This is a genomic window from Propioniciclava sp. (assembly GCF_047602245.1).
GTDB lineage: Bacteria > Actinomycetota > Actinomycetes > Propionibacteriales > Propionibacteriaceae > Propioniciclava.
This window is the reverse complement of sequence record NZ_JASGHT010000001.1, coordinates 3,389,894-3,411,105: the sequence shown is the minus strand read 5'-3', so window position 1 is coordinate 3,411,105 and position 21,212 is coordinate 3,389,894. Positions and strand designations below refer to the sequence as shown.

The following is a 21,212-nucleotide window of genomic DNA, read 5'->3' as shown; positions in this document are numbered from 1 at the left end:
GGGGCCTCGTCACGTGGTGGACCGCGGAGCGTCAGCCGATCTCGGTGATCTCGATCCGGGTGTAGCTCACGCGGTGGATCTGGGTGACGATCCGTGCGCGCAGCGTCTCGGGCGCCTGAGCACAGCCGCAGGCGCGGTTCACCAGGCGCTTGATGGCGTCCATCAAGTCGGTCTCGTCGAGGCAATGGGCGCACGCGTCGATGTGCAGGCGAAGCTCGTCGGCCTCGGCCTCGCTCAACTCGCCGTCCAGAAACCGGTTGATCCGGTCAGCCACGTAGCGGCAGTCGATCGGCTCACTCATCCGCGGCCCCCTGCCCAATACCGACCGACGCCGCATGTTCGGCCAGCAGCCCGCGCAACTGGGTGCGTGCCCGGTTCAGCCGCGACATCACGGTGCCGATCGGGGTGCCCATGATCTCGGCGATCTCCTTGTAGGAGAAGCCCTCGACATCGGCGAGGTAGACCGCCATCCGGAAGTCGGGGCTGAGTTGCGCCATGGCGTCGGTCACCGCCGAATCGGGCATCCGGTCGAGCGCGTCCATCTCGGCCGAACGCAGCCCGGTCGAGGTGTGCTGCTCGGCGCGGGCCAGCTGCCAGTCCTCGATGTCCTCGCCGAAGCCCTCCTGCGGCTGCCGTTGCTTCTTGCGGTAGCTGTTGATGTAGGTGTTGGTGAGAATCCGGTACAGCCAGGCCTTCAGGTTGGTGCCCGGCTTGAACTGGTGGAACGCCCCGAACGCCTTCGCGTAGGCCTCCTGCACCACATCCTCGGCGTCCGCGGCGTTGCGCGTCATCCTCAGCGCCGCGCCGTAGAGCTGATCGAGGAACGGCAGCGCGTCCCGCTCGAAGCGCGCCGAACGCTCGGCGTCGGACTCGGCGGCGACGTCGATCTGGTCGGGGGTATCGGTGGCTGGACGGTTCATCACATACGAGACTACCCCGCGAGCCTCGCGCGGGTGCGCGCCCGGGGTGGTGTTGGTCATGACAGCACTAGCCACGCGGTCTCAACGGGTGTGTCCATCCCGTTATTCCCGGGCCTGTGCGGCCCATGGTAGGAATGGTGCATGAATCTTCTGCGCGGAGTCGGGCGCCTCCTGCTGGGTGGCTACTTCATCATCAACGGCGCCAAGGCGATCAAGTCGCCGGGCGAGTTCGCGGCGTCCGCCGAGCCGATCCGGGAGCGTTTCGTGCCGCTGCTGCAGCGCGTGGTTCCGCCGGAGGCGTCCGCTTATGTTCCTGAGGACACCACCACGCTGGTGCGCGCCAACGGCGCCCTGGCGATCGTCGGCGGCCTGGGCATGGCCACCGGTATCGGACGCCGTGGCGGCGCCGCGCTGGCCGCGACCTCGGTGCTGCCGCAGGTGCTGGCCTTCCGCCCCAAGGGCAGCACCGCCGAGGACCGCGGCGTGCTGGTACGCAACCTCGCCCTGCTCGGCGCCGCGCTCGTGGTCAGCCAGGACACCGCCGGCCAGCCGAGCCTGGCCTGGAAGGCCGCCGACGCGCGCCGCCGGCTGTCGAGCGAGGCCGAGCGCAAGGCGTCCGCCGCGGCGAAGCAGGCCCAGCGCACCAAGGCGCAGATCAAGCGGGAGGCGCGGGCGCTCAAGCGCGAGGCGCAACTGCAGACCCGCCTGGCCCGCCAGAGCATCGAGGGCGCGCTGTCGTGACCCGGTGGGTCGCGCCCACCCCCGACGGCCCGGTCGTCGGCACCGTGGTCGTTCCCGGGTCGAAGTCGGCGACGGCGCGCGCCTACGTGCTCGCCGCGCTGGGGGACGGCCCCTCGCGGTTGACCGGCGTCCTGGACGCCCGCGACACCCGGCTGATGCGCGCCGCGCTGGCCTCGCTGGGCGTGTCTTTCACTGAGGAGGCCGACGGCAGCGTCACCGTGACCCCGCCCGCGGTGTTCACCCCCGGGCGCGTCGACTGTGGGCTGGCGGGCACGATCATGCGGTTCGTTCCGCCGATCGCCGCCCTCGCCGACGGACCGACCCTGTTCTTCGGCGATCCGGAGGCGTCCGCGCGCCCGATCGCTCCCCTGCTGGACGGGCTGGCGCAGGCCGGCGTCCGGATCGAACCGTTCGGCCGGCTGCCGTTCACGGTGCACGGCACCGGCGCGGTGCCCGGCGGTGCGGCCGCCATCGACGCCTCGGGCTCCAGCCAGTTCGTCTCGGGGCTGCTGCTGAGTGCGGCCCGCTTCGATGACGGATTGCGGCTCGGCCTGACCACGCCGGTGGTGCCGTCGCGTCCGCACATCGGTCTCACCCTGGCCATGCTGCGCGATCGCGGCGTGGACGCCGCCGAGTCGGGCCCGGACGCCTGGCGGGTCGCGCCGGGACCGATCGCGGCGCGGGACGAGACCATCGAGCCCGACCTGATCAACGCCGCGGTGTTCCTGGCCGCCGCGCTGCCCACCGCCGGCGAGGTGTCGATGGCCTGGCCGCGGCACACGCTGCAGGCCACCGAGGCGATCCTCGGCACGTTGGAGGCGCTCGGCGGCATCGTGGAACGGACCCCGGACCGGGTGAGCGTGCGCGGCACCGGCGTGATCCGCGGCGCCGATCTCGACCTCACCGATGCCAGCGAGCTGACCTGCATCGCGGCGTCCCTGCTCGCGCTGGCAGACCGGCCCGGGTCGATCCGGGGGGTGGGCCACATCCGCGGCCACGAGACCGACCGCCTGGCCGCCCTGGAGACCGAGCTGACCGCCTGCGGTGCGGGCATCGCGCAGACCTCCGACGGCCTGCGGATCACCCCGCGCCCGCTGGACGGCGGCGTCTGGGGCACCTATGCCGACCACCGGATGGCGCATGCGGGCGCCGTCCTCGGACTCGCGGTGCCGGGGGTGGAACTCGACGACGTCGGCGCCACCTCCAAGACCATGCCCGGCTTCGCGGACGCCTGGTCGGCGCTGGTGGCCCCGTGAGCCCGCGCTACGACCGCGACGAAGAGGACGGCTACGGGCGCCCGGCCCGGCGCACCCGGCCGCGCACCAAGGACCGCCCCGACTACTCCAAGGCCGAAGTGGGCCTGGTCATCACCGTCGACCGGGGCCGGTACACCGTCGACCTCGACAACGAGGCCGGGCACCGCCGGGTGCTGGCCGCCAAGGCCCGCCAGCTCGGCCGCAAGGGCGTCATCGTCGGTGACCGGGTGCGGGTGGTGGGCGACACCTCGGGTGCGCCCGGCACGCTGGGCCGGATCGTCGAGGTGCTGGAGCGCAGCACCGTGCTGCGCCGCACCGCCGATGACGACGACCCGTTCGAGCGGCCCATCGTCGCCAACGCCGATCAGCTGGCCATCGTGACCGCGCTGGCCGACCCTCCGCCGCGGATGGGGATGATCGACCGGATCCTGGTGGCCGGCTACGACGCCGGGCTCACCCCGCTGCTGGTGCTGACGAAGGCCGACCTGGCCTCGGCCGATGAGCTGCTGGCCGCCTACGACGGCCTCGACGTCGAGGTGGCCGTGGTGCGCCCGGGTGCCGACCTCAGCCGGCTGCGTGAGGTGCTCACCGGGCATCGCACCGTCTTCGTCGGGCATTCGGGGGTGGGCAAGTCGACCCTGGTCAACGCGCTGATCCCGGACGCCGACCGCGCCACCGGCCACGTCAACGAGGTGACCGGACGCGGCCGGCACACCTCCACCTCGGCGATCGCGCTGGAGTTGCCCGCCCCGGGCGGCTGGGTGATCGACACCCCCGGCGTCCGCAGCTTCGGGCTGTCGCACGTGACCACCGACACGGTGCTGGCCGCCTTCGACGACCTGGCGGAGCTGGTGGCCGACTGCCCGCGCGGCTGCCAGCACGACTCGGCCGCGCCCGAATGCGCGCTCGACGAGGCGGTGGCCGGCGGCGGGCTGCGCCCCGAGCGGCTGGAGTCGTTCCGCCGGATGGAAAAGGTGTGGACCAGCCCGGCGTCCTGGGAATGAACCCCGACACACCGGCGTCCGCGCGGGCGAGGGCGCACCAGTCCGGCTCGGGGCACTAGGGTGAACACCATGCCGGATGTTTCCTACGTGGACGACGTGCGCCTGGCTCATATGCTGGCCGACAACGCCGACGCCATCACGATGATGCGCTTCAAGGCCCAAGACCTTCAGGTGAACGCCAAACCCGACCTCAGCGAGGTCACCGATGCCGACCTCACCGTGGAGGACTCGATCCGGTCGACGCTCGGCAAGGCCCGTCCGCGCGACGCCGTGCACGGCGAGGAGCGCGCCGACAGCGGCTGGGGTCCGCGCCGCTGGGTGATCGACCCGATCGACGGCACCCGCAACTTCGTGCGCGGCGTCCCGGTCTGGGCCACCCTGATCGCGCTGATGGAGGGCGACGAGGTCGTCGTCGGCCTGGTGTCGGCGCCCGCGCTGCAGCGGCGCTGGTGGGCCAGCAAGGGCGGCGGCGCGTTCACCGGCAAGACCCTGCTCAACCCGACCCGGATCGGCGTCTCGTCGGTCGAGTCGGTCACCGACGCCTCGCTGTCGTACAGCTCGATCGGCGGTTGGGTGGATTCCGGACGCGGCCAGCAGTTCGTCGACCTGCTCCGCGAGGCCTGGCGCACCCGCGCCTACGGCGATTTCTGGAGCTACATGTTGGTCGCCGAGGGCGCGGTCGACATCGCCTGCGAACCCGAACTGGCGCTCTACGACATGGCGGCGCTCGACGTGATCGTCCGCGAGGCGGGCGGCCGGTTCACCAACCTGGACGGGACGCCCGGCCCGGTCGGCCCGGGCGCGCTGGCCACCAACGGACGCCTGCACGACCTGGTCGTGCAGCGGCTCACGCCGAGCGAGCCCACCGAGTTCCTGGCCGAGGGCGAATAGCCGCTACCCGGCGCTCAGGACTCCCGGGCGCGGAAGGTGGGGATCGCCGCCACCAGCCGGGCGGTGTAGGCGTGCTGCGGGTCGGAGAACATCGCCTGGGTGGGGCCCTGCTCGACGATCCGGCCGCCCTGCAGCACCACCGCGTCCGGGCAGACGTGCCGCACCACGGCGAGATCGTGGGAGACGAAGACCAGGGTCAGGCCGAGATGGTCGACCAGGTCCATCAGCAGGTTGAGCACTTGGGCGCGCACCGACACGTCGAGGGCTGAGACCGCCTCGTCGGCGATCAACACCTCCGGGCGCGGGGCCAGCGCGCGGGCGATCGCGATCCGCTGCCGCTGCCCGCCGGAGAACTCGTGCGGGTAGCGGCGGACCGAATCGGCGGGGAGGCCCACGGCGTCCAGCACCTCGCGGACGCGGGCGGCGCGATCGACCTCACCGCGCTCGCGGCGGATCGCGGGGCTGCGCAGCGGCTCGGCGACGATGTCGTCGACGCGCATCCGCGGGTTGAGCGAACTGCGCGGATCCTGCAGCACGAGTTGCACGCCGGCGCGCAGGAAGCCGAGTTCGCGCTCGCGCACCCCCGAAACCGGGCGCCCGGCATAGCTGACGGTTCCCGCGGTGGGCTGGTCGAGGCCGGCGAGCAGACGGACCAGCGTCGACTTGCCCGACCCGGACTCCCCCACGATGCCGAGCCGCTGCCCGCGGTGGACGCCGAGGCTGACGTCGTCGAGGGCCGGGACGCGGCGGCGTCCGGTTTGGTAGATGCGGCTGAGGTGCTCGGCGTGCAGGAGCGTCTCGGATGCGGGGTGCGTCATCGGGTCCGTCCCAGGAAGTCGGCGACGGTGGGCAGCCGGGTGCCCGGTACCAGCACATCGAGGCGCGCGGTGGCGACCAGCCCGGCGGCATACGGATGCACCGGCCGGTGGAACACCTGGTCGGTGGTGCCGGCCTCGACGATCTCACCGTCCAGCATCACCACCAGCTGTGAGCACAGCTGCGACACCACGGCCAGGTCGTGGCTGATGAACAGGCAGGACGCGCCGACGGCGTCCAGCACCTCGTCGAGGACGCGCAGCACGGTGGCCTGCACGGTGACGTCGAGCGCGGTGGTCGGCTCGTCGCAGATCACCAGTCCGGGCCGGTTGATCAGCGCCATCGCGGTGACAACCCGCTGCCGCTGCCCGCCGGAGAGTTGATGCGGGAAGCTGTCGGCGATCCGCTCCGGATCGTCGAACCCGACCGCGGCGAGCATCTGGGTGACCGCGGTGCGGGCCCGGCCGGCGTCCCGGTCACGGTGCAGCCGGAAGGCCTCGGCGACCTGGCGCCCGGCGGTCATGGTCGGGTCGAGGGCGGTCATCGGCTCCTGGAAGACCATGCTGAGCCGGTCCCCGCGCAGCCGGGACAGTTCGCGATCGGAGCGGCCGACGAGTTCGGTGCCGTCGAGCCGGATCGAGCCGGTGACGCGGGCGTAGTCGGGCAGCAGGCCCATGATGGCGAGCGCGGTGACGGTCTTGCCCGAGCCGGATTCGCCGATGATGCCGAGCCGCTGGCCGTCCGCCAGATCGAGGTTGAGGCCGCGGACAACCGGCGCGCGGCGTCCGAACGCGATGGTGAGGTCACGGATGGTGAGCATCAGGCGACCTCCCGCAGCTTCGGGTCGAGGAAGTCGCGCAGGCCGTCACCGACCATGTTGAAGCCGAGCACCGCCATCGCGATGGCCAGCCCCGGCCAGATGGCCTGCAGCGGATGGCTGAACAGGTAGGTCTGCGCGTCGCCGAGCATCCGGCCCCAGGACGGCACCGTCGGCGGGGTGCCCAGGCCCAGATAGCTGAGCGCGGCCTCGGCGAGGATCGCCATCGCGAAGCTGACCGAGGCCTGCACCCCGATCAGGTGGGCGACGTTGGGCAGCACGTGGCGGGCGGCGATGGTGGGCGTGGGCGTCCCCGAGGCACGGGCGGCGAGCACGAAGTCGGCCGACAGCACCGACAGCGCGCCGGCCCGGGTGACCCGGATGAACGCCGGGATCGTCGCGATGCCGATGGCGACCATCGCGGTCTCGGTGGAGCCGCCGAACACGCCCGCGAGCAGGATCGCCAACAGCAGCGCCGGGAACGCGTAGGCCACGTCGATGGCGCGCATCACGATCTCGGCGGCCCAGCGGGGCAGCCAAGCGGACGCCAGCCCGAGCGGGACGCCGACCGCCGCCGCGATGCCGACGGCGATGATGCCGACGTACAGCGCCGAGCGGGCCCCGGCCAGGATCCGGCTGAACGTGTCGATGCCCATATGGTCGGTGCCGAGCAGGTGCGGCGCGCCGGGCGGCGCCAGCCGCGGGCCGGAGCCGACCGCGGTCGGGTCGAACGGCGTCCACACGAACGACAGCGCCGCCATCGCGACCACCGCGGCCACCAAGACGAGCCCCAGCCTCAACTCCAGACGCTTCACGAGCGGTCCCCCGTCCGCAACCGGGGATCGATCAGCGCATAGCTGATATCAACGAGCGCGTTGATCACCAGCACCACGAAGACCAGCAGCAACACCACGCCACGCACGGCCACCAGGTCGTGCCGGGTGACCACGTCGAGCAGCAGCGAGCCGAGGCCCGGCAGTTGAAACACGCGCTCCACGACGATGGCGCCCACGATCACCGTCGCGAGTTGCAGACCGAGCACGGTGACCAGCGAAAGCGCGGCATTGCGGACGCCGTGACGCGCCAGCGCCCGCCACCGCGTCCAGCCGATCGATCGGGCGGTGCGGTAGTAGTCCTCGCCGAGCACCTCGACGAACGCCGAGCGAACGTAGCGGGTCAGCACCGCGCCCTGGACCGCGCCCAGCGCGATGACGGGCAGTACCAGGTGCGATGCCCATGCACCGCCCCCGTCCCTGAGCGGCGCGTAGCCGTTGGCGGGAAACCAGCGCAGGGTGACCGCGAACACGTAGACGAGCAGAATGCCCGCCCAGAACGCCGGGATGGCCATACCGACCTGCGCGGCCGCCGAGGTGACCACGCCCTGCCATTGCCGGCGCTTGAGCGCGGCGACCGCACCTAGCGGCAGCGCGATCAGCAGGGCCAAGCCGAGCCCGCCGGTCACCAGCGAGGCGGTCACTTCGAGGCGCGGGCCGATCATGGCGGCCACGGGCGTCCCGGAAAACCAGGAGCGCCCGAAGTCACCGCGCAGCACGCCCCCGGCCCAGTCGGCGTACTGGACCAGGAACGGCCGGTCGGTGCCCAGTTCAGCACGTTTGGCCGCCAACTGCTCCGGTGTCGCGCCGAAGCCCAGGATGGAGGCAGCGACATCACCGGGCAGCGCCTGGGTGATGACGAAGATGACGAACGACGCGGCGATCAGGCTCGCCGCGAAGACGCCGAGCCGGGCCAGAACGGACCGGAGCACGCTTCCCTCAGGCGCGGGCGATCGTGGTGACGTCGAACGACTGCGAGCCGTTGGCGTTGGCGGGGATTCCGGTGATGCCACGCTTGGCGACCACCAGGTTCGGCATGGCGAACAGCCAGACGGCGGCGGCGTCCTCGGCGACGATACGAGCAGCCTGCTTGAGGTCGGCGACGTATTCCTCCTGGGTGCCCGCGTCCGCGCTGGCGGCCAGCGCGATCACCGTGTCGTTCTTGTAGCGCCAGTAGTAGTCGGGGTTGGCGAACGTGAAAATGTCGCGCGGCTCGGAGTGGAACACGATTGACAGGTCGTAGTCGGCCTTGTTGAGCACCGTGTCCACCCAGGTCGCCGGGAAGTTGAGTTCGTCCACCGTGACGTCGATGCCGACCGCCTTCAACTGCGACGCCACGAACTGGGCCGACCTGGTGGCGTACGGCCGGGCGGCCGGGCGCAGGCGCAGCGTGAGGTTCGGGTGACCGGATTCGGCGAGCAGACGGCGTGCCTCCTCAGGGTTGTACGGTGTCACGCCGGTGAGGTCTTCGTAGTACGGGTCGGTGGGTACCGCCATCGAACCGATCAGGGTGCCCTTGCCGCTCCACACCGCATCCAGCAGCGCCTGGCGATCGATCGCCATCGTGATCGCCTTACGGACGCGCACATCCTTCAAGGCCGGGTTGCCCGAGTTCGGCGGAACGGCCTGCTTCGGGTCCGGATCGTTGACGTGGCTGTGCTCGCCGCCGTTGTTGATCGCGAGGGTCACCTCGGCGTTCGTGCTTCCCTGCAGAACGGTGTAGCGCTTCTCGTCCGCCGTGAACCGGTCGAGCATCTCGGGGGCCTCAAGATTGGCGATGATGTCGAGCTGGCCCGACTCCATCGAGGCGGTCATCGCCCCCGCATCTTTGAAGTAGCGGAAGACCACGTCGCCAAAGCGTGACGGGGTACCCCAGTAGGCCGTGTTCTTCTTCAGGTTCAGCGAGTCGCCCTGCAGCCAGGTGTCGAGCGTGTACGGGCCTGAGCCGGCCGTCTGGGTGCCGGCAGTCTCGAAGCCGGCCGGGTTCATCACGATGCCGGCGGCGCCAGCCATCTCGTAGAGCCAGCGGACGCTGGGGCTGCGCAGCGTGATCGCGATCGTCGAATCGTCGATCACCTTCGTCGACTCGACCAGTTCCATCACCCGCTTCAGCTTCGGAGCGGCAGCCTGGGTGCGCACCCGCTCGACGTTGTCGGCGACCGCTTGGGCAGTCACCTTCGTGCCGTCGGAGAAGGTTGCCGCCGGGTTGAGCTGGAAGGTGTAGGTCAGACCGTCCGGCGAGGCGTCCCATGCCTGCGCCAGCAGCGGACGCAGGTGCCCCTCGGAGTCAAGCTTCACCAACGTCTCGTACACGTTGTAGACCAGTGCCTGCGAAACCGGCACCGCGTCGGTAGCGGTCGGATCGAGCGTCGTGGGCTCAGCCATCGCGCCAATCACGAGCGCACTGGACGCCGGATCCGGCGTCGTACTGCTCACACTCGGGGTCGGAGCGCTGCTCGGTGTACAGGCCGTGAGGGCCAATGCGAGCGCGGACATCGCCGCCACCCCCGCCCGGAGCCAGCCGCGCCGGCGCCGTGATGTTGCCTCTGACTTGGCCATTCGTTCCTCCCGAAAGCTACCGCCTCTGACCGCGCCACAGCTTACTGCACGCTCCTGAGAGACCTGATTTGGTTCTCGCCCCGATGGTGTGTAAAGTATTCCAAGCAACGCGGGGTGGAGCAGCTCGGTAGCTCGCTAGGCTCATAACCTAGAGGTCAGGGGTTCAAATCCCCTCCCCGCTACCAAGAATGAAACGTTAGAACCAGTGACCTCACCCGGTCGCTGGTTCTTTGTTTGCCAGACGGGGGTTGCCCCGGGATCGTCCGTGAAGGTGCGCTCTAGGTAGCGGACCAGTCGGGACTGCTCGCCACCTTCGGCACCCTCATTCTCAGCAGCCAACGCCGTGCGCGCCTCACGCTCAAGCATCGGTCGGAAGACTTGCTGGAGATCATGACCGACCACCTCGTCATCTTGGATGTAGATCGCCTCAAAGACTGCTTGGTTGAGGTCGCGACGGGCGAGATCTGTCGCGGCGAGGTACTGGCCCTGCGCCCCATCCAGATGAGCGCAGACACGATCAAGCGCTGCATGGACTACCGCCGCGTCAATCTCCTCATGGTGAAGCTGCTCGTTGACGGCCGCACGCTTGCGAGAGATGCGACGCTGCTCGGACTTGAGAGTCTCTACCGGCAACGCATCGATGTAGTAAGCGGCCATGAAACCGATCCACACGGCCGTGAACGAGGACGCCTTTTCGTTGCCGCATCGTCCTGGGATCAGGGACGACCTTGCCACCGAGATCGTTGCGGTCACGTCACGACCGACGCTCCCCCTCCCTCTCCACCCAGGCAGCGGCGAGTGCTCGCGTCTCCCGATCGACTGTCCTGCGCCGCATCGCAAGCGGCGACATCCACGCCATCAAGGTCGGCATCCACCACCGCATCCCGTTGAAGGAGTTCGACAGAGTCCGCGATGAGCGCGCAGCCAAACTGACCCGCGCTGCGAGCGCGGAGATCGAAGCCGACCTGTATGGCGCCTAGCCCTAGGCCTTGGCGCTGCTTTCGTCATATGTTTGGTCGATGAGCCGCAGGATGGGAGGACGAGAGGTCTCCGAAGCCCAGGTCGATGAGTGGGTCGCAGAAGCCGAAGCCGGTTACGATGTTGAGGATCCGCGTCAGCATGTCACCAGGCCCTCGGCGCGCGTCGGGTCGCTCAACAGTCGCCGTCAAGTCCTCCCGCCGAAGTCCAGTCAACAAGCACCGTAAACGTCATCAGCCTCGACATGATGCGTGACCAGCGCACCGACGGCGTGCGCATAGCGCCGGATGGTGGCCAAAGTCGGGTTGCTGTCGTGAGCCTCGAACTGTGAGACCGAAGCCTGACTCACGCCCATGATCTCGCCGACCTCTTGCTGCGACAGACCGCGCTTCTTGCGCACCGCCACCAACGCCCGCAACAACGCGCAGTCGCTGTCGGCGAGAGCCTCTGCTCGCTGTACCTCGCGCGAGCGCGGTTCGATACCGAGCAACCCCTCCAGCGTATTCATAAGATTAAGCTTATATTTTCAGTCAATAGGACCGCCTGGAACGATCAGCGGACTGACGTCATGGCCCCACAAGACGCCGCAGGGGTGCCCGACGCGGGACGTGAGAAGTTTCGGGTCGGTACTCCAACCCAAAACTTCTTGTCTCTCTCGTCCCGGACCGGGTTCTCACGCCGACACGCCACAAACTCGCCGGCGGGAGGTGGCAGGTGAGTCGATCCCACCCCTTCAAGGGCACTCTCGCACGATGATCCTGCGTCAGCTCGCACGTATCGACTCAACGATCACGCTGGTCCGCGACGGCGTCCCCGAGGCTCTGCTCCAACAACAAGCGCATCTCGGCGTTCGGGACCACGACGCCCCGGACGGTGTTGTTCGGCCGGTCCTCCACCAGCACGAAACCGAGTCGCTCGAACACCGGACGTGCGCGCCGGCTCGCGTGCGTCGTCAGCGAACCCATTCCACGTTGCCGGGCCTCGGCGATGATCGCCTCGAGAAGGTGCCGCGCGGCGCCGCGTCCGCCCAGTCTCGGGTGTACGAAGAGCATGTCGATGAGGCCGTCGGGTAGCAGGTCGGCGAATCCGGCGACGCCGTCGGCGTCCTCGCCCACCAGGGTGAAGGCGGACGCACGCTTCGCGTCCCAGGCGGTGAGGTCGTCCAGGTCGGGGCCGGCCCAGGCGTCGATCTGGTCGGGGTCGTAGCACTCGGCGGCGGAGATCCGCACCGCGGCGTGGAAGACCGCATAGGTCGCGGAGGCGTCCTCGGGGCTCCGATAGCGGCGCAACCTCACGACTCTTCCCTTCGTTCGGAATCAAGGGGCCGGGCATGAGGCCCCCTACGACTCACGCGCCTGATCAGCCGCCTTCCTGCCGACGGTTCGCCCGAGGAGGAAGACGATCATAGTGAAGGGGATGGATGGCGGATCGGTACGCTGACCCCCGTGCCAGCAGACGACAGCGCTCGAGACGAGCAGGACGCAGCATCGCTGGGGCGGGCCAGCCGCCTGATGGCGTCCGGATCGTTGGTGTCGCGCATCCTGGGCATCGTGCGGAACATGCTGCTCATCTATTGCATCGGCGGCACCATCGGCACGGCGTCCGCTTTTCAAACCGCCAACACGCTGCCCAATGCCCTGTTCATCCTGCTCAGCTCGGGCGTGCTCACCGCCGTCCTGATCCCCCAGATCACCCGTGCGCTCAGCGCGAAGGGCGGCGGATCGGGCACGGTGAACGCCCTGCTCACCCTCTGCTTCGGCCTGATCACGGTGGTGACCGTGCTCGCCACCGCGCTCGGCGCTCCGCTGGTCGCGCTGTTCGGGCTGCGCGATGACGTGCTGGTGCTCGGGGTCGCGTTCGCCTACCTGTGCATGCCGCAGATCTTCTTCTATGCCGCCTATGCGGTGTGGTCTCAGGTGCTGAACGTGCACGGCAAGTTCGGGCTGGTGATGTGGACGCCGGCGCTCGCGAACGTCGTCCAGATCGCCGGCATGATCGTCTTCCTGGCCGTATTCCCCGCGCAGGCGCCCGCCGAGCAGTGGACGCCGGGGATGATCTGGCTGCTGGCCGGCACCTCTACGCTCGGCATCGTCGTGCAGGCCGTCGCGCTGCTGCCAGCGCTGCGGCGCACCGGCGTCCGGTTCCGGCCGAACTTCCGCTTCCGCGGGCACGGATTCCGCCGGGCGGGGCAGGTGGCCGGCCTGATCATGGTGGCGGTGATCATCGCCCAACTGTCCGGGCTGGTCAGCCAGGCGGCGATCACGCATGCCAGTGAGACGGCGCGCACGGACGCCGGACAGCTCGTGCCCAACGTCAACCTCTACTTTCTGGCGTTCACCATCTTCATGGTGCCGCACGGCATCGTGACCGTCTCGATCCTGACCGCGCTGCTGCCGCGGATGACCCGATCCTCCCAGGCCGGCGATACCGCGGCCGTCCGGCGCGACGTCACCCAGGGCATCACCTTGCCGTTGCTGGCGATGCTGCCGCTGACCGCCGCAGCGGTCGCGCTCGCCCTTCCCGGATCGCGGCTGCTCAACCCCGGCCTGGACGACGCCTCCGTGCAGGCCGTCGCCTGGTCGTTCTCGCTGATGGCGCTCGGACTGGTGCCGTTCGCGATCGTCGGCCTACAGCAGCGTTATGCGACCGCGCGTGAGGACGGCGGCACCTACCTGCGCTTCCAGCTGATCGTGTCCGGGCTGCAACTGGTCTTCGCCGGGCTCGTGGTCGTGCTGCCGCCCGCGGTCGCCGTGTTCACCGTCAGCCTCGGCCAGAGCGTCAGCAACACGGTGGCGGCGGCCGGGTTCCTGTGGCTGGTGCAGCGGCGGCTGGGCGGCCTGCCGCTGCGCAGGCTGGCGGGCATCACCCTGCGGCTCGGGGCGGCGTCCGCGCTGGCGGGGCTGGTCACCTACCTGGTGCTGCGGACGGCCGGCGCCCACCTGGGCAGCGGGCTGGCCGCCTCGGTGCTCACGCTCGGGATCGGCACCGTCACGTTCGGCGTCGTGCTGTGGGCGGGCGTCCACCTCTTCCGGGTGTGGGAGCTCAGCTGGCTGCTGGGCTCGCGCGCCCAGCGCGTGCTGCCCGCCGCCCCCGCGGGAGCCACGTCCCTTTTCTAGCGGCGCGCCGTGGGTGTGCTTGGATGGCCGGGTGAGCATCGTCGCGCCGCTGGCCTACCCGCTGCACGAGACCACGCTGCCCAACGGGCTGCGGGTCATCGTCAGCCCCGATCATGCCGTCCCGTTCGTCGCCGTCAACCTCTGGTACGACGTGGGTTCTCGTGACGAAACACCGGGGCGAACCGGACTGGCGCACCTGTTCGAGCACGTCATGTTCCAAGGATCGAAGCATGTGGCCAGCGGTGAACACTTCGACCGGCTGCAGGCGGCCGGTGCCACCGGCAACGCGACGACTTGGTTCGATCGCACCAACTATTTCGAGTCGGTGCCCACCGGCGTCCTCGACCTGGCACTGTGGCTGGAGGCCGACCGGATGGGCCACCTGCTGCCCGCGCTCACCCAGACCAACCTCGACACCCAGCGCGAGGTGGTCAAGGAAGAGAAGCGGCAGCGCTACGACAACGCCCCTTACGGTGACCTGATCGAGCACCTGATCGGTCAGGCGTTCCCACCGGAGCATCCCTACGGCCACACGGTGATCGGGTCGATGGCCGACTTGGACGCCGCCTCGCTCGCCGACGCGCACGCGTTCTTCACCACCTGGTATTCGCCCAGCAACGCGGTGCTCACCCTGGTCGGCGACGTCGAGCCAGCGGACGCCTTCGCGCGCGCCGCACGCTACTTCGGTCACCTGCCCCGCCGAGCGGTGCCTGACCGGACGCCGCCCAGCTCGCTGCCGCCGCACGCCGGCGTCCCGCGCCAGATCACCTCGGCCGATGTTCCCGAGTCGGCGCTGTACGCGCAATGGCGGACGCCGGCGCGCGGCACACCTGATCAGGACGCAATCGACATCGCGCTCACCGTGCTGGGCGGCAGCGAGACCTCGCGGCTGCACCGCAGCCTCGTCCGCGATCAGGCGATCAGCTCGGGCGCGGGCGCGTCGGCGATCCCGCTCGCCTGGGGAACCTCGCTCGGCTTCGCGTTCGCGCGCGTTCGCGACGGGGCCGACCTGTCGGCGGTCGAGGACGCCCTCGTCGACGAGGTCACCCGGTTGTGCGACGAAGGGCCCACACCCGAAGAAGTGCGCCGCGCCCACGTCCAGTTCGAGCGCGAATGGCTCAGCCAGTGCGCCCGGATCGAAGCCCGCGCCGACCTGTTCAGCGCACACGCCACCCTCCACGGCGACCCGGGCCGGGTCAACCGCCGCATCCTCGACTACACCAGCATCGCCCCGGACGCCGTCACCGCCGCCGCCCGCACCTGGCTGCGCCCCGAACAGCGCGCCATCGTCGAATACCACCGGTCCCCGAAGGGAGCCTGAAACGTGAGCACTCCCCCGCGCCCGGCCGTCGTCCCGCCGCAGCCCTGGGATTTCCCCGCCGCCCGCACGACCTGCCTGCCCAACGGGCTCACGGTGCGCCTGCAGCATCTGCCCGGCCAGCACGTCATCTCGATCGGGTTGCTGCTCGACGTGCCGCTGACCAGCGAACCCGCCGGCCGGGACGGCCTCGCCCAGGTGTGGGCGGCGTCCTTCACCGAAGGCACCCAGGCGCACCCGGGCACGAGCTTCGCCGACGCCGTCGAGGACTGCGGCGCCGTGATGGAGGCCGGCATCGGCTACTCGCACGTGCAGGCGCTGGTGGACGTTCCGGCCAGCGGGTTGGCCGCCGCGCTGACCCTGCTCGCCGAGGCGGTGATCACCCCCACCCTGACCGACGCCGATATCGAGCGGCACGGACGGCTGGAGGCGGCCCACCTCACCCAGCAGCTCGCCACCGGCTCCGGCCTGGCGAACGCCGCGCTGCGCCGGGCCGTGGTGGATCCTTCGTTCCGGGCTTCGCGGGGCCGCGCCGGGTGGCCTGATGATCTCGTCGGGGTCGCCGGTCCGGATGTCCGTGCTTGGCGTGCCGCGACCCACGGCCCTCGCGGTGCGGTGCTGGTCATCTCTGGTGAGTTCGGCGAGGACGCCCTCGCGCTCGCGGACGCCGCCTTCGGCTCATGGACCAACCCGGAACAGGCGTCGGTCCATCACGAGACGCCGGCGGGGCGTCCGCGGGCGGCCTACCTGATCGACCGCCCCGGCTCGGTGCAGGCCGACATCCGCTGGGGCTGGTTCACCATCGACCGCACCGACCCCCGCTGGGCGGGCCTGCAACTCGCCACCAATGCCCTCGGCGGCGCCTACCTGAGCCGGCTCAACAAGGTGCTCCGCGAGGAGCGCGGCTTCAGCTACGGGGTCAGCCTGACCAGCGCCCCGCTGCGCTCCGGCGGTATCTCCTACGCCTACGGATCGTTCCGCACCGAAGTCGTCGGCGAGGCGCTCGCCCTGATGCCCGCGCTGATCGACGTCCGGCAGGCCCCGATCACCGAGGCTGAACTCACCCGTGCTCGCGACTACCTGATTGGCACCACGCCCTTGCGCTACGCCACCGCCGGCGGGGTGACCTCCGGCGTCCTCGGCCTGCTCGCCGCGGGACTCGACACCGACCACATCGGCACCCAGCTGGCCGCCTACCGCGCCACCAGCGCCGACCAGGCCAGCGCCGCGGCGTCCGCGCTGCTCGATGTCGACGCCGGATCACTGGTCGTGGTCGGCGATGCGTCCGCGCTCGAGCAGCCCCTCCGCGACGCCGGCTGGGACCCGCAGGTGCGCACCGCCGATCGTCCCTGGTGAGTAGCGTCAGGCCTCCTCACCCGCGATTCCGCGGCATCAATGCAAAGTTGTGGTGCGTCTAGTCACCACATCTCTACATTGATGCCGCGCAGGCACGAACTCAGCGCCCCATCGCCTTCAAGGCCTCGGTCAGCGCAGTCTTCGCCTCGTTGGTCTTGGCCTGGTAGGTGGCCAGGTCTCCCGCACGCAGGGCGGCCTCGGCGGCGGTGAACGCCTCTTCGGCACGCTGCATCGCGGCGACCGCAGCCGCCTCGCCGACCTCGGGTGTGTTCGGCGTATTCGACGGCACCTCCGGTGTTGGGCCGGGCGTGCCGTCGACCGGCGCCTCGCCAGTACTACCCCCCGCATCGCCCTTGAACACCAGGTCCAGGGCCTCCTGCAGCGTGTTGCCGATGCCGATGTGCTCACCGAAGCGGACCACGACGAACGTCAGTGCCGGATAGGCGCCCGCGTTGCCGGAGCGTTCGGTGTAGATCGGCTCGACGTACAGCAGGCCGTTGCCCATCGGCAGGGTGAGCAGGTTGCCGTATTTGATGGACGCCGACCCTCGGGTCTGCGTGTACGGCAGCAGCTTCGCCGCGACTTCGGGGTTCTGCGTGATCGCATTCTGGGTCTGACCAGGGCCGTCGATCTGCTGGGTGCCCGACATGCGCAGGATGCGGAGCTTGCCGTAGTCGGGGTGGGCGGCGTCCGCATTCACCGCCAGGTACGCCGTGAGGTTCTGGCGGTCCTTCGGCACGAAAACGGCCGTCTGGCTGAAAATCGTCTCGTCATCGCCGGGCCACTTGATCGACAGGTAGTAGCTGGCCTCCTTGAGCCGCTCATTGGACTGCACCGGATCGATCGGCACCTCCCACTGGTCGGGGCCGTTGTACCAGGTGTGCGGGTCGGTCACGTGGTAACGGCCCAGCAGTTCGCGCTGCACCTTGAACAAGTCCTCGGGGTAGCGCAGGTGCTCCAGCAGATCGGGGCTGATCTCGGCGCGCGGCTTCACCGTGCCCGGGAACACCTTCGCATAGGTCGCCAGCAGCGGATCGGTCTCGTCCCACGCGTACAGATCGACCGTGCCGTCATAGGCGTCCACCACGGCCTTGACCGAGTTGCGCATGTAGTTGATCGGCTGATCGAGTTGCTGGCCCAGCGCCACGTTCTGCGTGTCCGAGGTCGCCTGCGACAGCACGACGCGCTGGCTGTTCGGGTAGGTCGCCGACGTCGTGTAGGCGTCCACGATCCACACCAGCCGGCCATCGACGATCGCCGGGTACAGGTTGCGGTCGACGGTCAGCCACGGCGCAACCTTCTCGACCCGCTGCTTCGGCGTCCGGTCGTAGAGGATCTTCGAATTCTCGTTCACCCGGTCCGACAGCAGCAGGTTCACGTCCGCGAACCGCGCCGCGTACAGCAGGCGTCCGAGAATGTTGCCCATCGGGACGCCGCCGGCGCCGTCGTACTGGTTGTACTGTTCGCCGCCGCCCTCGGCGCCGCCCGGGGTGTCGAGCTCGATCGGCGGCTGGCCCTCGAGGCGTCCGACGATCGCGAAGTTCGTCGACCGCTCACCGAAGTAGATCCGCGATTGCGACTCCTCGATCTTGCCGACCGGGGGGATGTCGCGGGTGATCCAGACCGGCTCGCCGTTGCCCTGGCGGCGGTTGCCATAGGCGGACGCGAAACCGTGGCCGTGGGTGTAGACGGTGTGCAGGTTGTTCCAGTTGCGGTCCGGGATGCGATCCAGGTTCAGCTCGCGGGCGGCGACCACGACGTCGGTCTCCTGACCGTCGATCAGGTACCGGTCGATGTCGAGAGCCTCGGGGAACGAGTAGTAGCCACGCACCTGCTGCAGCTGCTCATAGGTCGCGCCGATGACCTGCGGGTCCATCAGGCGAATGCCGGGCAGGGCCGCGGCGTCCTCCTTGAGCTGACCGGGCGAAACGTGCGTGACCGCCGCGTATTCCTTGATCTCGGCCTCGGCGATGCCATAGGCCCGCTTGGTGGCCTCCATGTGGGCGGCGATGTAGTCCTTCTCGCGATCGGGTTCGTTCGGGTGCACCTGGATCGCCTGGATGATCATCGGGTAGATCATGCCCAGGATCAGGCTGGACACCAGCATGAGCGCCACCCCCGCACCGGGTACCGCGGGCCTGCGCCAAGCGATGTTCACCAGGAACAAGGCGGCCACGATGAATGAGATCACCGCGATCACCAGCCGGGCATTCATCCGGGCGGCGTCGTCAGTGAAGTGCAGGCCGGTGAACAGGGTGCCCTGGTCGAGCACCAGGTTGTACCGGTCGAGCAAGCTCTGGGCGCCGTACAGCACCAGGATCGCCGCGCCCATCACCGACAGATGGACGGTGGCCGCGCGCGTGGCAAATCCGCCCGACTCGCGAGTGGAGGCCAAGTTGCCGACGATGAAGTGGACGGCCGCGGCCGCGACGAACCCGAAGGCCAGGCCGCTCATCAGCAGCGACACGGCCATGCGCCACACGGGCAGTTCCAGCATGAAGAAGGTGACGTCGAGCCCGAAGGTGGGCTCGGTCACGCCGGAGGTCGTCCGGTTCAGCCACGCCAGCACCGGCATCGCCTGGGAGGCCGTCGACAAGCCGGCCATCACCCCGAGCAGGACCGCCGGCACGAGGAAGGCGGCCTGCGCATTGTGCTCGAGCGCGTCACGGTAGCGATCCAGCAGAGCGGACGCCCCCCGGCGCCGGTGCGGGGGCCGCGACCGGAACGCGATCGTCATGCTCACCACCACCAGGCCACCCACGGCAAGGGCCCCGACCACGAACAGCGCCACCCGGGTGAACAACTGCGTGGCGAACACGCTGGTGAACCCGGTGGAGTCGAACCACAGCTTCTCGGTCCACAGGCCCGCGGCGAGCAGGAAGATGCCCAGTGCGATGCCGAGGATGACGGCCGTGATCAGCAGCGGACTGCGGCGGGGAGGTGCGGTTGCGGGTGCGGGCACGACGGCGGGCTCCTTCGAGAGTCGTCAGGATGTCAGGGTTCGGGTCAGGGCGGCGCCCAGGCCGGGCACCAGATCCTCGGAGGCCAGCAGTTCGTCCGGCTCGGTCTTCAGCCGGGCCAGGCCGTAACGCTCGCCGCCGCGGGTCACGCCGACCACGACGCGCACGTCGCGCCGTTCGGGGTGACGGGCCACGAAGTCGGCCGCGGCGTCCGGATCTTCGGGGATGTCGGGCTCGACGTGGGTCGGGACGAACAGGCGTTCCACCGCCAGCGCACAGCCGTGCACGGTCTCAGGCCACGCGATGTGCTCCAAGGCGTCGATCAGGTCGTCGCCAGTACGGAATCCGTCCTGTTCGATCGAACTCAACGCGTCCTGCGGCACACCATCGGGACGATCGAGCTGCCCCACCAGGGACGGCTCGGCGGCCATCAGATCAGCGGTGGGCACCAGCGCGAACAACCGGGCCGGCTGATCCCACCCCCCGTGCGCCACATGGCGCTCGATCTCCATCAAGGCCGCCACCAGGGCGTCCGTACTCATGAGCATCCCTCCACCTGAGATTCGGTCGCCGGGTTACCCAGCGCGATCAGCGCGTTGATCGCATCCTGCAGCGTGCGCACGCTCACGACACGCACCGAGGTGGTCGCCGTGGCGAGGTCGACGCAGTTTTCTGCGGGCACGAAGAAGATCTCGGCGCCGGCATTCTGTGCCCCGGCGAGCTTCTGCCGGACGCCGCCCACCTCGTGCACAGTGCCGCCGCCGTCGATGGCGCCGGTACCGGCCACGACGCGCGCGCCGACGATGCCTCCCGGGGTGATCAGATCGTAGACGGCGAGTGCCATCATCAGGCCGGCGCTCGAGCCGGCCACGCCTTGGTCGACGTTGATCGTGACGCGAGGATCGTAGCTGTAGCCCATCCCGAGGGTTCCCCCCCACACGGGAACGCGCGCCTGGGTCTTCGATCCGGTCGTCTCCACGGTGACGGCGGACACGATCCGGTCACGCAAGATCGTGAAGGTCACCGGTGCGCCCACGGCCCGGTCTTCCACGGCCGCACGCACGCTCTCCGTGGTCGGGGTGTCCACACCGTCCACGGCGAGCACGAAATCGCCCGGAATGAGCTTGTTCGCGGCGGGCCCCGAGGCGTTCACCGACTGCACCATCGGGATCTGGGTGACCTCGATCTTCGCGGCCCGCAACGCGGCGGCGGAGGCGTCCGCGCGGGAGGTGGTGAGTTCCTGGGACTCGCGTGCCTGGATCTCACCGGCCGTCGAGCGCCCCGGGTACACGAACTCGCGTGGAAACACCTCGCGGTCGGGGACGCCGTGCGCATAGAGCAGTTCGGGAAGGCCCACGGGAACGTCGGGCCGGGTGATGTTGACGGTGGTCAGCAGAATGCCGCCCGGATCGCGGTAGACGTCCAGGCCGTCCACCTCGACGATCGGGCGACCATTGGCGGACCCCAGCAGGTCGTAGGTCTGCCCCGGTGCGTAGGTCACATAAGGAACGGGGGTCATCGCCACCACCGCGGCGGCAAGCACGAACAGGAGCGCGGACACGGCAGCTGTCCACGTCTGTCTCGTCATGAAGGCGATCCTACCCGGGACTCGTCCGCCCTCCGACTCCGGTCCTTGCGCCGCATGGG

At 69.7% G+C, this 21,212-nt stretch carries 21 protein-coding genes and 1 tRNA gene; 10 read left to right on the top strand and 12 right to left on the bottom strand.

Going from position 1 to position 21,212, the window contains the following annotated elements; genetic code table 11:
- Positions 1-31 precede the first annotated feature (31 nt).
- A complete protein-coding gene (rsrA, locus tag QM708_RS16085) occupies positions 32-301 on the bottom strand; it encodes a mycothiol system anti-sigma-R factor (RefSeq protein ID WP_415110871.1) in 270 nt (89 codons plus the stop codon).
- Positions 294-920: a sigma-70 family RNA polymerase sigma factor gene (locus QM708_RS16080; RefSeq protein ID WP_415111494.1), complete on the bottom strand. Its 627-nt coding sequence runs from the start codon at positions 918-920 to the stop codon at positions 294-296. The genes rsrA and QM708_RS16080 overlap by 8 nt, the downstream gene beginning before the upstream one ends.
- Positions 921-1,061: 141 nt before the next feature.
- Here QM708_RS16080 and QM708_RS16075 point away from each other — a divergent pair, with 141 nt between their 5' ends.
- The 4 genes from QM708_RS16075 (at position 1,062) to QM708_RS16060 (ending at position 4,812) form a co-directional block, all read left to right on the top strand.
- Positions 1,062-1,661 carry a DoxX family protein gene (locus tag QM708_RS16075; protein WP_415110869.1) on the top strand — a complete coding sequence of 200 codons (600 nt, stop codon included), beginning with the start codon at positions 1,062-1,064 and terminating at the stop codon, positions 1,659-1,661.
- Entirely contained in the window at positions 1,658-2,917 is a 1,260-nt protein-coding gene (gene aroA / locus QM708_RS16070; protein ID WP_415110866.1) for a 3-phosphoshikimate 1-carboxyvinyltransferase, read from the top strand. Before QM708_RS16075 ends, aroA begins: the two co-directional genes overlap by 4 nt.
- Positions 2,914-3,921: a ribosome small subunit-dependent GTPase A gene (rsgA, locus tag QM708_RS16065; protein ID WP_415110863.1), complete on the top strand. Its 1,008-nt coding sequence runs from the start codon at positions 2,914-2,916 to the stop codon at positions 3,919-3,921. Before aroA ends, rsgA begins: the two co-directional genes overlap by 4 nt.
- A 69-nt stretch (positions 3,922-3,990) precedes the next feature.
- Positions 3,991-4,812 (top strand): inositol monophosphatase family protein, encoded by an 822-nt coding sequence (locus QM708_RS16060; protein ID WP_415110860.1) that lies wholly within the window; start codon positions 3,991-3,993, stop codon positions 4,810-4,812.
- Between the two features lie 14 nt (positions 4,813-4,826).
- Here QM708_RS16060 and QM708_RS16055 read toward each other — a convergent pair whose 3' ends face one another.
- Genes QM708_RS16055 through QM708_RS16035 form a run of 5 tightly spaced genes read right to left on the bottom strand, consistent with a single transcriptional unit; the run spans position 4,827 to position 9,663 of the window.
- Complete coding sequence (locus QM708_RS16055) at positions 4,827-5,630, bottom strand: ABC transporter ATP-binding protein (protein WP_415110857.1); 804 nt, start codon at positions 5,628-5,630, stop codon at positions 4,827-4,829.
- Positions 5,627-6,448 (bottom strand): ABC transporter ATP-binding protein, encoded by an 822-nt coding sequence (locus tag QM708_RS16050; protein ID WP_415110854.1) that lies wholly within the window; start codon positions 6,446-6,448, stop codon positions 5,627-5,629. Before QM708_RS16050 ends, QM708_RS16055 begins: the two co-directional genes overlap by 4 nt.
- On the bottom strand, positions 6,448-7,260 hold the full coding sequence (locus QM708_RS16045) for an ABC transporter permease (protein ID WP_415110851.1): 813 nt from the start codon (positions 7,258-7,260) through the stop codon (positions 6,448-6,450). Before QM708_RS16045 ends, QM708_RS16050 begins: the two co-directional genes overlap by 1 nt.
- Positions 7,257-8,210: an ABC transporter permease gene (locus tag QM708_RS16040; protein WP_415110848.1), complete on the bottom strand. Its 954-nt coding sequence runs from the start codon at positions 8,208-8,210 to the stop codon at positions 7,257-7,259. Before QM708_RS16040 ends, QM708_RS16045 begins: the two co-directional genes overlap by 4 nt.
- Positions 8,211-8,217: 7 nt before the next feature.
- Positions 8,218-9,663, bottom strand: coding sequence for an ABC transporter substrate-binding protein (locus tag QM708_RS16035; protein WP_415110845.1), 1,446 nt, complete (start codon positions 9,661-9,663; stop codon positions 8,218-8,220).
- A gap of 282 nt (positions 9,664-9,945) precedes the next feature.
- Here QM708_RS16035 and QM708_RS16030 point away from each other — a divergent pair.
- The 3 genes from QM708_RS16030 (at position 9,946) to QM708_RS16020 (ending at position 10,817) form a co-directional block, all read left to right on the top strand.
- Positions 9,946-10,022: transfer RNA gene (locus tag QM708_RS16030), tRNA-Met, on the top strand.
- Between the two features lie 205 nt (positions 10,023-10,227).
- Complete coding sequence (locus tag QM708_RS16025) at positions 10,228-10,728, top strand: hypothetical protein (protein ID WP_415111528.1); 501 nt, start codon at positions 10,228-10,230, stop codon at positions 10,726-10,728.
- A complete protein-coding gene (locus QM708_RS16020) occupies positions 10,662-10,817 on the top strand; it encodes a hypothetical protein (protein ID WP_415111491.1) in 156 nt (51 codons plus the stop codon). Before QM708_RS16025 ends, QM708_RS16020 begins: the two co-directional genes overlap by 67 nt.
- 209 nt (positions 10,818-11,026) lie before the next feature.
- On the opposite strand, the gene QM708_RS16015 is transcribed toward QM708_RS16020, so the two are convergent.
- Together QM708_RS16015 and QM708_RS16010 are read right to left on the bottom strand one after the other, a co-directional pair.
- Positions 11,027-11,323 (bottom strand): helix-turn-helix domain-containing protein, encoded by a 297-nt coding sequence (locus tag QM708_RS16015; protein WP_415110842.1) that lies wholly within the window; start codon positions 11,321-11,323, stop codon positions 11,027-11,029.
- Positions 11,324-11,597: 274 nt separating this feature from the next.
- Positions 11,598-12,110 (bottom strand): GNAT family N-acetyltransferase, encoded by a 513-nt coding sequence (locus QM708_RS16010; protein ID WP_415110839.1) that lies wholly within the window; start codon positions 12,108-12,110, stop codon positions 11,598-11,600.
- Positions 12,111-12,260: 150 nt separating this feature from the next.
- Between QM708_RS16010 and murJ the strand changes: the two genes are divergently transcribed.
- From murJ to QM708_RS15995, 3 genes are read left to right on the top strand one after another with little or no spacing between them, the layout of a single operon-like run.
- A complete protein-coding gene (murJ, locus tag QM708_RS16005; protein WP_415110836.1) occupies positions 12,261-13,931 on the top strand; it encodes a murein biosynthesis integral membrane protein MurJ in 1,671 nt (556 codons plus the stop codon).
- 31 nt (positions 13,932-13,962) lie between these two features.
- Positions 13,963-15,252: a M16 family metallopeptidase gene (locus QM708_RS16000; RefSeq protein ID WP_415110833.1), complete on the top strand. Its 1,290-nt coding sequence runs from the start codon at positions 13,963-13,965 to the stop codon at positions 15,250-15,252.
- A 3-nt stretch (positions 15,253-15,255) separates the two neighbouring features.
- Positions 15,256-16,605 carry a M16 family metallopeptidase gene (locus QM708_RS15995; protein ID WP_415110832.1) on the top strand — a complete coding sequence of 450 codons (1,350 nt, stop codon included), beginning with the start codon at positions 15,256-15,258 and terminating at the stop codon, positions 16,603-16,605.
- Positions 16,606-16,705: 100 nt separating this feature from the next.
- On the opposite strand, the gene QM708_RS15990 is transcribed toward QM708_RS15995, so the two are convergent.
- Genes QM708_RS15990 through QM708_RS15980 form a run of 3 tightly spaced genes read right to left on the bottom strand, consistent with a single transcriptional unit; the run spans position 16,706 to position 21,153 of the window.
- Complete coding sequence (locus QM708_RS15990; RefSeq protein ID WP_415110829.1) at positions 16,706-19,567, bottom strand: UPF0182 family protein; 2,862 nt, start codon at positions 19,565-19,567, stop codon at positions 16,706-16,708.
- 24 nt (positions 19,568-19,591) lie between these two features.
- On the bottom strand, positions 19,592-20,107 hold the full coding sequence (locus QM708_RS15985; protein WP_415110826.1) for a PPA1309 family protein: 516 nt from the start codon (positions 20,105-20,107) through the stop codon (positions 19,592-19,594).
- Entirely contained in the window at positions 20,104-21,153 is a 1,050-nt protein-coding gene (locus QM708_RS15980; RefSeq protein ID WP_415110823.1) for a PDZ domain-containing protein, read from the bottom strand. The genes QM708_RS15985 and QM708_RS15980 overlap by 4 nt, the downstream gene beginning before the upstream one ends.
- Between the last annotated feature and the right edge of the window lie 59 nt (positions 21,154-21,212).